Annotated in this window: 12 protein-coding genes; 4 read left to right on the top strand and 8 right to left on the bottom strand. The window is 65.7% G+C overall.

The features are described 5' to 3' along the window. Positions 1-138 precede the first annotated feature (138 nt). Complete coding sequence (locus tag Q2M23_RS37260) at positions 139-1710, top strand: porin (protein WP_057015232.1); 1572 nt, start codon at positions 139-141, stop codon at positions 1708-1710. Between the two features lie 84 nt (positions 1711-1794). Here Q2M23_RS37260 and Q2M23_RS37255 read toward each other — a convergent pair whose 3' ends face one another. From Q2M23_RS37255 to Q2M23_RS37240, 4 genes are all read right to left on the bottom strand, one after another. Beyond that, positions 1795-2829 (bottom strand): LLM class flavin-dependent oxidoreductase, encoded by a 1035-nt coding sequence (locus Q2M23_RS37255; protein WP_229190598.1) that lies wholly within the window; start codon positions 2827-2829, stop codon positions 1795-1797. Between the two features lie 211 nt (positions 2830-3040). After that, complete coding sequence (locus Q2M23_RS37250; protein WP_316398700.1) at positions 3041-3964, bottom strand: glutathione S-transferase family protein; 924 nt, start codon at positions 3962-3964, stop codon at positions 3041-3043. A 109-nt stretch (positions 3965-4073) separates the two neighbouring features. Continuing rightward, positions 4074-4832, bottom strand: a complete 759-nt coding sequence (locus Q2M23_RS37245) for an SDR family NAD(P)-dependent oxidoreductase (RefSeq protein ID WP_057015277.1) — start codon at positions 4830-4832, stop codon at positions 4074-4076. Positions 4833-4869: 37 nt separating this feature from the next. Further along, positions 4870-5439 carry a TetR/AcrR family transcriptional regulator gene (locus Q2M23_RS37240; RefSeq protein ID WP_316398699.1) on the bottom strand — a complete coding sequence of 190 codons (570 nt, stop codon included), beginning with the start codon at positions 5437-5439 and terminating at the stop codon, positions 4870-4872. Between the two features lie 104 nt (positions 5440-5543). On the opposite strand from Q2M23_RS37240, the gene Q2M23_RS37235 reads away from it, so the two are divergent. Then, on the top strand, positions 5544-6332 hold the full coding sequence (locus tag Q2M23_RS37235) for a crotonase/enoyl-CoA hydratase family protein (RefSeq protein WP_076824401.1): 789 nt from the start codon (positions 5544-5546) through the stop codon (positions 6330-6332). Positions 6333-6507: 175 nt separating this feature from the next. Then, positions 6508-7359, top strand: a complete 852-nt coding sequence (locus Q2M23_RS37230) for a division plane positioning ATPase MipZ (protein ID WP_082653669.1) — start codon at positions 6508-6510, stop codon at positions 7357-7359. 15 nt (positions 7360-7374) lie between these two features. Here the strand turns inward: Q2M23_RS37230 and Q2M23_RS37225 are convergent, their stop codons facing one another. From Q2M23_RS37225 to Q2M23_RS37210, 4 genes are all read right to left on the bottom strand, one after another. Next, positions 7375-8880: a hypothetical protein gene (locus tag Q2M23_RS37225; RefSeq protein WP_316398698.1), complete on the bottom strand. Its 1506-nt coding sequence runs from the start codon at positions 8878-8880 to the stop codon at positions 7375-7377. A 57-nt stretch (positions 8881-8937) separates the two neighbouring features. Then, complete coding sequence (locus tag Q2M23_RS37220) at positions 8938-9798, bottom strand: sugar phosphate isomerase/epimerase (protein WP_316398697.1); 861 nt, start codon at positions 9796-9798, stop codon at positions 8938-8940. Between the two features lie 3 nt (positions 9799-9801). Then, the gene (locus tag Q2M23_RS37215) at positions 9802-11148 is read right to left on the bottom strand and encodes an MFS transporter (protein ID WP_316398696.1); all 1347 of its coding nucleotides are present in this window, start codon (positions 11146-11148) and stop codon (positions 9802-9804) included. Between the two features lie 140 nt (positions 11149-11288). Beyond that, positions 11289-12161, bottom strand: a complete 873-nt coding sequence (locus Q2M23_RS37210; RefSeq protein ID WP_316398695.1) for a phytanoyl-CoA dioxygenase family protein — start codon at positions 12159-12161, stop codon at positions 11289-11291. Positions 12162-12259: 98 nt separating this feature from the next. On the opposite strand from Q2M23_RS37210, the gene Q2M23_RS37205 reads away from it, so the two are divergent. Further along, positions 12260-13270 (top strand): LacI family DNA-binding transcriptional regulator, encoded by a 1011-nt coding sequence (locus Q2M23_RS37205; protein WP_316398694.1) that lies wholly within the window; start codon positions 12260-12262, stop codon positions 13268-13270. The last annotated feature ends 69 nt before the right edge of the window (positions 13271-13339 follow it).

The raw sequence follows: 13339 nt of genomic DNA, 5'->3' as shown, positions 1-13339 counted from the left end.
TCCCTCGCGTTCATGCGGGTGTGTCCGAAGACGCGAAGCGACTAAGCGGGGATTTAAGGGACAAGGGAACCAACCTGAGGGTGTTTTACCCGGCGGATCCGGAACCTTCCCTGAGATAGAGCAACTTGGAGGTTTAACATGAAGATGGTTAAGAGCCTTATCCTCGGCTCGGCGGCGGCTCTCGTCGCGGTCGGCGGAGCTCAGGCGGCCGATCTTCCCGTCAAGGCCAAAGCGGTCGAGTACGTGAAGGTTTGCTCCCTGTATGGTCCCGGTTTCTACTACATCCCGGGCACCGACACTTGTATCAAGCTGGGCGGCTACCTGCGCGTCGACGTTCTGGCGAACACCAACTCGGACCACACCGGCAACACCTCGGGTGCTGGTGGTGCGAACAACCGCTTCACCAACGGCTACACCTGGCGTTCGCGTGAAGATCTGAACATCGATACGCGCACCGCGACCGAATACGGCGTGGTCCGCACCTTCTTCGATGCAACGTTCTCCTGGACGACAGACAACTATGCCGGTCTGGGCAACGGCTCGACCGTTTACTCGCCGATCGGTACGTCTGCGGCTCCGAACAATGCCGGCTCTGGTAACGTCGCCGCTGGTACGGTCGGTGTCTACTACGCATTCATTCAGTTCGCCGGCTTCACCATCGGTAAGGCGGTCTCGCAGTTCTCGGCTCCGTGGGCCAACTACCCGGGCAACAGCTACGACGGTCTCGTCGGCGGCGGCGGCACGATCACTGGTGTGAACCAGTTCACCTACACCGCGCAGTTCGGCAACGGCGTGTCGCTGTCTTTGTCGGCTCAGGACCAGACGGCTTACTATCAGGCTGGCGTGGTCAACCTCGGCGCGCCGGTCACCTTCGGCGTTCCCGGCAACACCAACGTGTTCGGTATCAGCGACTACGCCGGCACGATCGCTCCGGATCTCGTCGCGATGCTGCGCGTCGATCAGGCCTGGGGTCTGTTCCAGGCATCGTTCGCCGCGCATAACAACCACGCGGCCTACTACGGCGGCACCGAGTTGACCGGTCATCCGGACGACAAGTGGGGCTGGGCCGGTGCGTTGGCCTTGTCGATCAAGAACATCCCGACCGGACCTGGCGACACCATCAACTTGCAGGGTGTCTACACCAACGGTGCAACCCGCTACAACATCCAGGACCTCGCCGGTTCGGCTGGTGGCAACACCATCTTCGGCGGAACCAACGTTCCGGGCGCCTATCAGAGCATCGGCTTCGGCATCGCGCCGGACTCGATCTTCGTGACCGGCGGTCAGCAGCAGCTGATCACGACCTACGGCTTCCGCGGTGCCTACGTGCACAACTGGAACCCGAACTGGAACACCAGCATCTACGGTGCCTGGGCCCAGGTTAACTACAACAGCACGGCCAAGGGCTACATCTGCGGTCCGGCCGGCAACGGCGTGGGTGGCTCGCTCAGCAACTTCTTCGGTGCTGGTTCGGCTCTGACGTCCTGCAACCCCGACTACAGCATCGCGCAGCTCGGCACGCAGACCCAGTGGACCCCGGTGAAGAACCTGACCTTCTCGGCCGACTTCACCTACACCCGTCTGGACCAGAGCTTCGCCGGTACGGTCGCCTTCCCCGGCAGCCCGACGATCGGCAAGCCCGGCGCAATCTACGAGCTGAAGGACCAGAACACCTACATGTTGCTGCTCCGCGCTCAGCGCAACTGGTAATACCGGTTGATCTGATCGCGATCTAACAGAGCCCCCGGCGCGAAAACGCCGGGGGTTTTGCTTTGTCATGCCGGTTCTGGCGCGTCACGCGGCCAGCATCTCGCGCACCATCGGCGCCACCTCGCGGCCATAGAGCTCGATGCTCTTCATCAGCTTGTCGTGCGGCAGCGGGCCCGCCGAGTATTTCAGCTGGAAGCGCGCCGCGCCGAGCGCCTTGACGGTCGCCGCGATCTTGCGAGCAACGGTTTCCGGCGCGCCGACATAGAGCGAGCCGTGCTCGGCCTCGGCCACGAACTCGTCGCGGCCCATCGGCGGCCAGCCGCGCTCCTTGCCGATACGGTCGCGCATGACCTTGTAGTCCGGCCACAGCTCCTCGCGTGCCTGCGCGTCCGTCTCGGCGACATAGCCCGGCGAGTGCACGCCGATCGGCTTCGGTTCGCGGCCGAACTGCTGGTAGGCCCGCTGGTGCAGGTCGACATAAGGTGCAAAGCGCTTGGGATCGCCGCCGATGATGGCAAGCATCAGCGGCAGGTCGTAATGCGCCGCGCGCACCACCGATTCGGGACTGCCGCCGACGCCGATCCAGGTCTTCAGCCGGCCGTGCTCGACCGGCGGATAGACCGACTGGTTCTTGAGCGGTGGCCGCAGCTTGCCCTGCCAGGTCACCGGCTCCTGCTTGAGCAGTTCGGTGAACAGATCGAGCTTCTCCTCGAACAGCTCGTTGTATTGCCTGAGGTCGAAGCCGAACAGCGGGAACGACTCGGTGAAGGAGCCGCGGCCGAGGATCACCTCGGCGCGGCCGTTCGAGACCGCGTCGACCGTGGCGAAGCGCTGGAAGACGCGGATCGGATCGTCCGAGCTCAGCACGGTCACCGCCGAGCCGAGGCGGATGTTTTGGGTGCGTGCCGCGATTGCCGCCAGCACGGTCTCGGGCGAGGAGATCGCAAAATCGGCGCGGTGGTGCTCGCCGAGCCCGATGAAATCGATCCCGAGCTGATCGGCCAGCACCGCTTCGTCGACGACGTTGCGGATCACCTGGGCATGGGGCAGCGGCGTGCCGGCGGCGTCGTTGGTGACGTCGCCAAACGTATCAAGCCCGAATTCGACGGAGGTCGTCATGGTCAGTCCGGTTGTCGGCGTGGCGGAGATCCGCCACGGGCCACCCATCGCACGCAGGCCGAAAGGCCGGGTTGCTGCGGATCGATCCGCAAGCCTGCGCTGTGGAGCCTTGGGTTGGAGATAGATGGGAGCTATTGCCGGTTCAGCGGGCCGGCAAGGTCACGCCGCGAAACGCAGCGTTTCCAGGCCAGATATAGAGCGCCCGCGGCAATCAGCCCGGGACCACCAGGAAGCCGGCGCGCGGGAAATGCACCACCACCTCGCCGACGCGTTCATCCGACCGGCGGATCGCGATGTGTTGCGCCGACAGCGAGATGATCTCGCCACGCACCGGGATCTTGCCGTAGTCATCCGGCATCACGGCAACGACGTCGCCGGGCTTGCGACCGTTCGGGTCGCTGGGGTCGCCGCACACAGGCGACTCCGGCCGCGCCTTCGCCGCGATCTCGAGCGCGTCGGCCGACGACATCTCGGTGCGCGTGCCGTGGCCGATGGCGCGGATGCGCTCCTCCCATGCCACAACGCGCGGAAAGGAATTCATGATCTCGTCCATCGTGGCGAGGCTCTGCCGCGCGTACCACACGTTCATGTAGGCGCTGACGTCCGCGAGGCTGAACTCGCCGAACAGCCACGGCCGGCCGTCGCCGAGTTGCGCCTCGATCCAGTCGATATTGGCGCGGAACTGGTCGCGCATCTGCGGCAGCGCCGCGGTCATGGCGGCGACGTCGAACTTGCCGCCGCGCAACTTCTCGCGATCCTCGATGAAATCCCGCGGGACCCTGTCGCCGACGAAGCCGAACACGAGGTTGACCGTGGTCTGGAAGAACGGCCGGTCGGCCCACATGCCGAGCGCCCAGGGCACGCCGGCATTGCCTGCCGGAAACAGCGTCGGCGTCGGGTAGCGCCGCTCCAGCTCGCGGATGATGATCTGGGTGTCACAATAAATGTCGGCGCCGATCTGCATCGTCGGCGTGCGGCGATAGCCGCCGGTCATCGGCATCAGGTCCGGCCGCGGCATGATCCGCGAGATCCGTACCGAGCTCCAGGCGAGCTTCTTGAATCCGAAGATGATGCGGATCTTCTCGGAGAACGGCGATTGATCGAAATGGTGCAGGATCGGCGTGGGCTGCGACATGGCCTTCTCCCGGGACAGGGTGCGATCTCGACGGACCTTGCCGCATAAGCTGACAAGATTCCGGCCGATCGCAACCTATATTCACGGGCGGGAGGGCGGCGCAGCGCGTTCAGAACTGCTCCGCCCACGGCCGCAGGTCGAGCTCCAGCGTCCAGGCGCTGCGATGCTGGTGATGCAGCACCCAATAGGCGTCGGCGATGGCCGCGATGTTGAGCATGCCGTCCGGCCCGCGCTCGTCCTTCAATTGCGGACGCATGTTCAGCAGGCGGTCGCCCTCGATCCCGCCATCGACCACGACATGGCCGACATGGATGCCCTGCGGCCCGAATTCCCGCGCCACGCTCTGCGCCAGCGCGCGCAGCGCGGCCTTGGCGGCGGCGAACGGTGAGTAGTTGGCCTTGCCGCGCAGCGAACCGCTGGCGCCCGTAAAGACCAGCGTGCCGCCGCCGCGCGCAAGCAAAGCGGGGATCGCGGCCTGTGCCAGCTGGAAACCGCCGAGCGCGTGTTCGCGCCAGTGCTCCTCGAAGCGCTGCTCGCTGACCTTCAGAAACGGTGCCGGCCGGTTGGAGCCTGCATTGTGCACAGCCATCGCGAGCGGTGCGAGCCGCTCGGCCGCCGCGACGAAGCGCGCGACGTCGGCCGCCGTGGAGGCGTCGCCGACCACATGCGCGACCGTTGCGCCGCTTGCGGCCAGCTCGGCCGCGGTCGCGGCGAGCTTGTCGGCGTTGCGGCCGGCGATCGCGACGGGATAGCCGCCGGCGGCAAAGCGACGCGCAATCGCGGCGCCGAGGCCGTTCGACGCGCCGACGCCGGCAATCAGCACGCTTCCTTGTACGGCGGTCGGCTCGAGGGCGGATCGGTCGTTCATGGCTTGCTCCATCAAGGTGCCCGCGGCGCGGGCGAAATCATTCGTCGGACGCCATCGCGATGATGCTGTCGCGCACGGTGCGCAGGACGGCATCGGACCGCTTCTGGTCGGTGAGGACGCGCGAGATCGCCAGCGCCCCGACCATCGCACTCACCGCGAGGATTGCGTTGCCGTCGTCATCGTCGCCGAACGTCTCGGCGACCTTGGCGATGAAGGATTCGATGTGCGGCTCCATCACCGCGCGGCACTGCGCATCGGCGCGACCGACATCCGAGATCAGCGCGCCGATCGCGCAGCCCGACTTGGGCGAGTCGCGATGGGCGCGGCTGAGATAGCTCCGCACCAGTGTACTGATATTGCCCGGCTTGTCGGGATCGCGCGCCGCGTGAGCCGACGCTTCGCCTGCATGCAGCGCTTGTTCCAGAGCCGCGGCGATCAGGTCGGAACGCGAGGCGAAGTGCCCATAGAAACCGCCATGGGTCAGCTTCACCTGCTGCATCAGGCCGCCGATGCTGAGCGCGTCGAGGCCCTTGTCGCGGATCTGCGTCGCAGCCTCGTTCAGAATACGCTCACGGCTCCTGGCCTTGTCGGCCTGGGAATGGCCCATCTCGCCTCGCCCCTGTTTGACTCTCTTTCTGGATTATGACCATCATGCATCTGGATGACAACCATCATCCAGAAATTATCCAGTCACAAAGCAGGGAGGAACTGATGTCCGGCAGCGCGAGCGAAGGGCGGGTCCGCCACGAGCGGCACGACCACATCCTCAAGATCATCATCGACAATCCCGCGAAGAAGAATGCCTTCAGTCCGGAGATGATGGCTGAGCTTTCCGACGCGCTGACGCTGCTCGACAATGACGACGGCCTCTGGGTCGGGGTGCTCTGCGCCGCCGGCGGCAGTTTCACCGCGGGTCTCGACATGCCGAAATTCTTCGGTCCGACGGCGACGCGCAAGCCGCTGCCGGAGGGCAACGTCGACCCGTTCGGATTGTCGAAGCGCTGCCGGAAGCCGATCGTCACGGCGGTGCAGGGTATCGTGTTCACCGTCGGCATCGAGATGATGCTGGCCGGCGATATCGTGATCGCCGCGGACGACAGCCGCTTCTGCCAGATGGAAGCCAAGCGCGGCATCGCGCCGCTGGCGGGCGCGCATTTCCGCTATATCAGCCGCGCCGGGTGGGGCGATGCGATGTATCACCTGTTGCTGTGCGACGAGTTCACCGCAGCCGAGGCGCATCGGATCGGTCTCGTGCAGGAAGTCGTGCCGGCGGGCCAGCAGGTCGAGCGCGCGATGGCGCTCGCGGAGATCATCGCGCGCAATGCGCCGCTTGGAATCCAGGTGACCAAGGAGGCGGGCCGCAAGTTCATCGAAGCCGGCGAGCAGGCGGCAATCGCGATCATTCCGCAGATCCGCGAACGTGTGCTCAACACATCAGATGCGGCCGAGGGTATCAAGTCGTTCGTTGAGCGCCGCGCCGCGGTGTTTCAGGGACGCTAGTTGCGTTCACGATACGTGCTCGAAGAAGCTGTGACAATGATGTCGCAGCTTCTTGATTTCGATCACGACAATGTAGCAGCGACTCTTGTCGAGATTCATCGAATCAGGGAGATTCGATCCATTCATTAAATTCTGTTTCGTCCTGCTTTCACTCAAGCGTCCGGTATGGATTCCCATGACAAACGCACGAGTAATAGTTGTCGGAAATAACAAGGGCGGCTCGGGCAAGTCGACAATTGCCATGCATATCGCCATCGCGCTGATCAAGGCGGGTCAGCGCGTCGCCACCATCGATCTCGATAACAAGCAGAAGTCGCTGACGCACTACGTCGAGAACCGGCGGGACTGGGCGCGGGAAACCTCGCTGGATCTCGGCGTTCCCGCGCATATGTGCTTCGAGACGGTGAGCGGCAGGAGCGGCGAGGTCGAGACGCTCGGGCGCAGCGCGCTTGCCGAGATCGTCGAGCGGCTCGGCCGGTCGCACGATTTCGTCGTCATCGACTGTCCCGGCCATGACACCTATCTGACGACGTTCACGCATTCGCTGGCGAACACGTTGATCACGCCGCTCAACGACAGCTTCCTCGATTTCGACGTGCTCGGCACCGTCGATCCGAACGAGTTCAAGGTGACCGGCATCAGCCACTATTCGAAGATGGTGGAGGAGGCGCGGCGCCAGCGCAGCACACACGATCAGCCGGCATTCGAGTGGGTGGTGCTGCGCAACCGCCTCTCCACGCTTGGGTCACGCAACAAGCGCCTGGTCGGCGAAGCCTTGAGCGAATTGGCCAAGACGCTGAATTTCCGCCTGGTCGATGGCCTGGCCGAACGCGTGATCTTCCGCGAATTCTATCCGCGCGGACTGACGGCGATCGACGACGTCAGCCAGCTCGCACTCGGTAGCCGGCCGACCATGTCGCATGTCACCGCGCGGCTCGAGATGGAGCGGCTGATGACTGCCATCATGCTCGGCCATCTGGTGGCGCGCCCGCCGGAATCCTCCGACGCCAGCCGCGACGCGGCGTAAGGCGACGTCGGGCCGCTACCGGCAATTGGCGTTGCCGGCGTCGGCGACGATCAGGAACGTGATCGTTCTGGGTGCGAAGACGATCGTTCCGGCGACAGCCGCGTCGCTGTTGAGGGCGGGGATACGGTCAGAGATCCCGAGCAAGAGCGTCGCGCCATTGAGCTGAACGTTGCCGTCGGCAGGCTTTTCGCTCGCGAGCGTGTAACGTTGCGAGGCGGCTGAGAGCGTGAGCTTGTGCCGCATCCGCCGGTCATTGTTGATGACGAGCAGGGCTATTCCATCAGGCATGTCGCGCGCGCAATGCGCATAGACATGGAAGCCGTGACGCTCCGCGATACCGGCATCGAGCACAATGGTGCCCATCAACCGCCGCCACAGCAGCGCAGCCCAATAGTTCGGCCGCGGCAGATGAGTTCGCTCGTCCAGCAGCCCGTAGTCGCTCGCCGCAAGCGTGTTGTGCATCACCACCTGGACGCCGGCCTTGGCCAGCCGTCCGAGCTGATCGAGGTAACGGAACGTGTCGGCGAAGGTTGCGGCCAGGCGATTGCCGCCGCATGCGGTCTCGGCCGTCTCGGTCAGCCAGATCGGCTTGCCCGGCGCAAGCTGGTCGCGCAGCGTCTCGTAGAGGGCGAGGCTCTCGCCGGTTCGCGCCAGCCATTCGTCCGACAATGCATGCCTTGCCCTGCGATCACCGCCGCATCGCGCCGACAGCGCGCCATAGTGATGATAGGAGACCGCGTCGACGCCGGCTGCCGATACGGCGAAAAGCGCTTGGGCCTCAGCGCCGGTGCCGATCGTGCCGGGGCCGAGGATCGTCACGTCGGGCGCGGTGTCCTTCATGAAGGCGCGGAACGCTGCAAAATCCCGGCCGTAGGCCGCAGCATCGTAGCGGTTAGGGGCGCTGCCGATGGTCGGCAGATCGGGCTCATTCATGAACTCGGCTGCGGCGATACGCCCGCCGGCCGATCGCGTGAAAGCGAGAAGTTGCCGGGCCTGCCCGGGGCTCCATTGCCCCTCGGCGTCACGCGCGCCCGCGCTGATCGCAAAGGACGTGACGATCGGAGCGTCGACGGCACGCGAGAACTCGATCACGTCCCGCCACTGCCGTCGCGTCAGCACGCCGTTGAAGCCGGCCGGCGGTGCAGCCGGTGGCGTCTCGGAATCCGCAAAGAACGTGCTGTTGGCCCAGGTGCCGCTGACGCGCAGATAGACGGGTGAGAGGGCTGCCGCGAGCTTGCGAAGCCTGCCACCGTGCAGGTCGATCGGAGTGCGAGCTGCGAACCGCTCCGTCTCTGCACGCCGACGCGTGGCGGCGGTTGCATAGGGCTTCCAGAACCGTCCGCCGGTCACCTCGACCATCTCGATGTTGTAGGACTGAAAACGCGGGTCGATGGTCGCGACGCGCGGCAGGGTCGCGACATTCAGGGCGAGCTCTGCCGCGGCCGCTTTCGTATGCGCGAAGGCTGCCATGGCCGAGACGGCGGCGAGGCATCGAAGCGGATAAGCCCAGCGGTCGCGCACAAGTCCTCGCGGCGTTCCGGATTGTGGCGTTCAGGATGCCGCCGTGGCTTGCTTGAATCAATGCGGGAGCGCGCCTTGCGGCTCGTTCGCGATACGATCCCACAGCGCGCGGATCATGTCCTTCATGACCAGCGCATCCTGCCAGCGGTCGGACAGTTCCCTGCCGTCGGGCCCGGTGATGGCATAGGGCGGGGGACCGAGCTCGCACAGGAAGGTCAGGGTCGCGTCGGGACCGGCGCGCTTGCGCCAGGAGCGGATACCGTAGTCCCACCAGCCCATGAACAGCGACACCCAGCCCTGGTGTTGCGGAAAGCCGAGCGAGATCTGCACCTGCTCGCGGCTCGCGATGCGGCCGTGGATGCCCCAGGCATTGTCGAGGATGCGATGGATCATCGCGTGGTTGACGTCATCGACCGGCCAGGCGAATTCGCGGCCGACCAGATAATGCGAGAGATCGGCGGTGAGCCGCAGATCGGGAAAGCAGTCGAGCAGGTCGAGCATGAAGAACAGGTCGGTCGTCATGCGGTCGCGATGGGTCTCGACATGCACGGCGATGCCGGCCTCGGCAGCAAGCCACCGCCAGCCTTCGAGCAGCGGAATGCAATCCGCGAGCCGGCGCGGCCGAACGTCCGGCTGCAGATTGACGTGATCGGCGCCGAGCCGGGCGACCAGCTCGAGCACCGGTTTCAGGTCGCCGACGCTCTTCGGGTAGCATTGCGCCTGCCAGATCATGCCATGCGCGCGAAGGAAGCTCGTCGCCTCGCGCGCAAAGACAGGATCGATGAAGCGCACGCCGGCGCCGTCAAACCCGGCATCGCGGATCATCGCGAGCTGGGTTTGCAGCGGCCATTCGCCCTCATCGGCCAGCCGTCGCTCCATCGCCCAGAGCGACTGCAGGACGCGCAGTTGCTGCGCCACCGATCAGGCCCGCGCCGGGATCGCCGCGGGAAGCTCGGCCTGTTCGCCTTCGTCGGCGGCGATGTTCTCCTGGTAGGTCTCGGGCCCGATCCAGATCGCAACGACGGTGCAGGCGGACAGGAACATCGCGTAGCAGGCGACCGGCCACCAGGTGCCATAGGCCGCCACCAGTGCGGTGGCGACGAACGGCGCCGGACCACCCGACAGCAGCGAGCCGAGCTCGCGGGCGAAGGCAAAGCCCGCGAAGCGGCGTTGCGGCGGGAACAGCTCGGCGAAATACGCCGCCTGCGGCCCGAACATCGCCGCCGTCACCACGGCGCGCGCCAGGATGAAGGCCAGCGCGATCATGATCCACTCCTTGGTGCCGACCATCCAGAAGAACGGGAAGGCGAGCGCCACGCCGGCCAGCGCGCCGAACATGTAGACCGGCCGCCGTCCGATCCGGTCCGACAATGCCGCGAAGCCGAGGATCGCAAACAGTTCGACCGTGAATGCCAGCATCAGCGCGCTGAGCGCCTCGGCTTTCGGCACGCCGAGCGTGGTGATCACGTAGCTCAGCCCAAACACCGGGAAGAAATAGCCGAGCCCGTTCTCGGCCATGCGGGCGCCGAGCACGACGAAGAAGTTGCGCGGGTGTCGGCGCAACGCTTCCATCGCCGGATTGCTCTCGACCTTGCCGCGCGCGACCACCGCCTCGGTGTAGACCGGCGTCTCGGTGATGCGCATGCGGACGAAGATGCCGACCACGATCAGGAGGAAGCTCGCCAGGAAGGGCAGGCGCCAGCCCCAGCTCATCAAATCCTCGCGCGGCAGCATGGTCACCAGCGCGAAGGCGCCGGCCGCAAGCAGGTTGCCGACGGAGACGCCGAGCGGCGCGAAGCCGCCCCAGAAGCCGCGATGCTTCGACGGTGCGTTCTCGACCAGATAGATCACCGCGCCGCCATATTCGGCGCCGGCGCCAAGGCCCTGGATGACGCGCATCGCGACCAGGAGGATCGGCGCCCAGATCCCGATCTGCCCATAAGTCGGCAGGAAGCCGATCGCGGTGGTGCCGATGCCGATCATCAGGAGCGTGGAGACCAGCACCGGCTTGCGGCCATAGCGATCGCCGAGGATGCCGAACAAAAGGCCGCCGAACGGCCGCACCACGAAGCCGACGCCGAAGGTCAGGAACGACAACAGCGTGCCGACCACCGGATCGCTCTTCGGAAAGAACAATTCGCCGAACACCAGCGCGGCGGCGGTGCCGTAGAGGAAGAAGTCGTACCATTCGAGCGCGGAGCCGATGCTTGCGGCCAGGATCACACGCAGGCGCGATGTGCGAGCGCCATCTCTTGCCATCTCGGTCATTCGTTTCCCCGTTATGTCTGTTTTTATGGTCGTCTTGATCGGGCACGATCTCCGCGCAAACGCGTGCTGCGTTGTCGCGGGGGATCGTGCTCGTGAAAGCAACAATGCCCGCGGCCTGGCCGCGGGCATTGTCTCAGGTCTCAAGCGGCGCGCGTGAAGTAGGATTTCTTCGACGCCGACTGTGTCTCGTAGATCGATCCCTGCCGTTTCGCCGGCGGCAGTGGCATCCGCACCGGCACATCGGTGAGCCGCGGTGCGACCACCGGCGGACCAGCCAGCAAGCGGCTGTTGAACTCGTCGAAGTCCTTCACGCCCATCAGCGGCCAGGCGTCGCTGGCGGCCACTTCATAGAGCAGCAGGTTGCGCGGCCGGTTCGATGTGTTGGTCGCCGAGCCGTGCAGCGCGCGCACGTGATGGAACGACATGCTGCCGGCCTTGCCCATGCAGGGTACCGCGCGCTTGATGTCGTCCTGAATCTGGTCGGGATCGATCAGGCCTGCGAAGTGGCCGTCCTCGCCGTGATGATCCCACATCGTGGCGCCGGTGTGCGACCTCGGCGTCACCAGCATCGGACCGTTCTCGATATCGCAATCGTCGAGCAGCACGCCGATCGCGAGGATGTCGTCATTGGTGTGCGGATAGAATGCCCAGTCCTGATGCCACTCAACCGGCGAGCCGTATTGCGCCGACTTCATGTTGAGCTTGGAGCCGTGCAGGCGAAGGCCGGGGCCGATCAGCTTGGTGAGGATCGAGATCACGGCGGGGCTGCGCACGATCTCGTCGAAGATCGGGTGCACCTTGTGCGGCGCCTTGATGCGGCGGACGCGCGGATTGTCAGGCGAATGGCCCGGCTCGAGGTCGTAGACGTCGGTGTGCTCGCTCACGCTGGCGGCGCCGGCCACGAGCTCCGCGAGTACCGTGCGCACCTTCGCCAGGGTTTCCTGGTTGAGCACCTCGGGGACCACGATCACCCCGTCGCGCTTGTAAGCTTGGGCCTGTTCGTCCGAAATCATGCCGCTTCTCCCTTTCTGTTCCATGTTAGCGCTAACATTAGGTGATGCTAGCGCTAACATCATGGCTTGGCAACCCGGAATCGTGCAGGCTCCGGCCCATGAGCTCCGAACTGACCGCCCCCGGGACCGGCCCGGCCGGTGCCGCGCCCACCCTTTCAGAGGTGGCCAAGCGCGCCGGCGTTTCCTCGATCACGGTGAGCCGGGTGGTGCGGATGCCCGACCTGGTCGCGCCGGAGACCCGGGCGCGGGTCGAGCGGGCGATGCGCGACCTCGGCTATATCCCGAACCTGGTGGCGGGCGCGCTGGCGAGCGCACGGACCAATTCGGTCGGCGTGCTGGTGCCGACCATCGCCAACTCGATCTTCGCCGACACGGTGCAGGGCCTGTCCGACAAGCTCGAGCCGCTCGGCTTCTCCGTGATCCTGGCGCAGTCGCGCTATGACGCGGAGCGCGAGGACCGCATGCTGGCGGCGCTGCTGTCGCGGCGGCCCGAGGCGATCATCATGGTCGGCTCGCCGGCGACCGAGGAGGGCAGCCGCCTGCTGCGCAATGCGCGCATCCCGATCGTCGAGACCTGGGATCTGCCGGCAAACCCGATCGACGCGGTCGCGGGCTTCGACAATTACAAGGCTGGTGTCGCCGTCGCGAAGCATCTGGTCGCGCAGGGCCGCAAGCAGCTCGCCTTCATCGGCGGCGACGATCCACGCGGCACGCGCCGCTGGTTCGGCTTCAGGGACGAGGCACTGGCCGGCGGCCTTGCCGAGCCGCGCCGGTTGATCCTGGACCGCAAGGATTCCGGCAGCGTGGCGGCGCACGCACGGCTGCCTGGTGTCGATGCGGTGTTCGCCGCCAACGATGCGCATGCGATCGGCTTCATGTCCGGGCTGCGCAAGGCCGGGCTGCTGCGCGACGGGCCTGCATCGGCGCAGCCGGTCGCCGTGATCGGGCTTGGCGATCTCGAAATGGGCCAGCTGATCTCGCCGACCCTGAGCACGATCAGCGTGCATGGCGACGCGATCGGCCGTACCGCGGCGACGCTGACGCTGGAGCGCGGCGGCGAGCGCCGCGTCGATCTCGGCTTCGAGCTGGTGCTGCGCGACAGCGGCTAGTGTGCTGAATGCGAAGTTCGTGCGATTTCGCGGCAGCCACTTTCACGAACTTCGCATTCATAAAGCACA

It is taken from the genome of Bradyrhizobium sp. 33ap4 (assembly GCF_032654765.1).
Classification (GTDB): domain Bacteria; phylum Pseudomonadota; class Alphaproteobacteria; order Rhizobiales; family Xanthobacteraceae; genus Bradyrhizobium; species Bradyrhizobium australafricanum.
Note: the sequence above shows the minus strand (reverse complement) of the source record. Positions and strands in the feature narration are given on the sequence as shown.

Excerpts from the sequence above, each read along its gene's own strand:
- Q2M23_RS37260 (WP_057015232.1), top strand. The coding sequence starts at position 139 with ATGAAGATGGTTAAGAGCCTTATCCTCGGCTCGGCGGCGGCTCTCGTC.
- Q2M23_RS37255 (WP_229190598.1), bottom strand. The coding sequence starts at position 2,829 with ATGACGACCTCCGTCGAATTCGGGCTTGATACGTTTGGCGACGTCACC.
- Q2M23_RS37250 (WP_316398700.1), bottom strand. The coding sequence starts at position 3,964 with ATGTCGCAGCCCACGCCGATCCTGCACCATTTCGATCAATCGCCGTTC.
- Q2M23_RS37245 (WP_057015277.1), bottom strand. The coding sequence starts at position 4,832 with ATGAACGACCGATCCGCCCTCGAGCCGACCGCCGTACAAGGAAGCGTG.
- Q2M23_RS37240 (WP_316398699.1), bottom strand. The coding sequence starts at position 5,439 with ATGGGCCATTCCCAGGCCGACAAGGCCAGGAGCCGTGAGCGTATTCTG.
- Q2M23_RS37235 (WP_076824401.1), top strand. The coding sequence starts at position 5,544 with ATGTCCGGCAGCGCGAGCGAAGGGCGGGTCCGCCACGAGCGGCACGAC.
- Q2M23_RS37230 (WP_082653669.1), top strand. The coding sequence starts at position 6,508 with ATGACAAACGCACGAGTAATAGTTGTCGGAAATAACAAGGGCGGCTCG.
- Q2M23_RS37215 (WP_316398696.1), bottom strand. The coding sequence starts at position 11,148 with ATGACCGAGATGGCAAGAGATGGCGCTCGCACATCGCGCCTGCGTGTG.
- Q2M23_RS37210 (WP_316398695.1), bottom strand. The coding sequence starts at position 12,161 with ATGATTTCGGACGAACAGGCCCAAGCTTACAAGCGCGACGGGGTGATC.
- Q2M23_RS37205 (WP_316398694.1), top strand. The coding sequence starts at position 12,260 with ATGAGCTCCGAACTGACCGCCCCCGGGACCGGCCCGGCCGGTGCCGCG.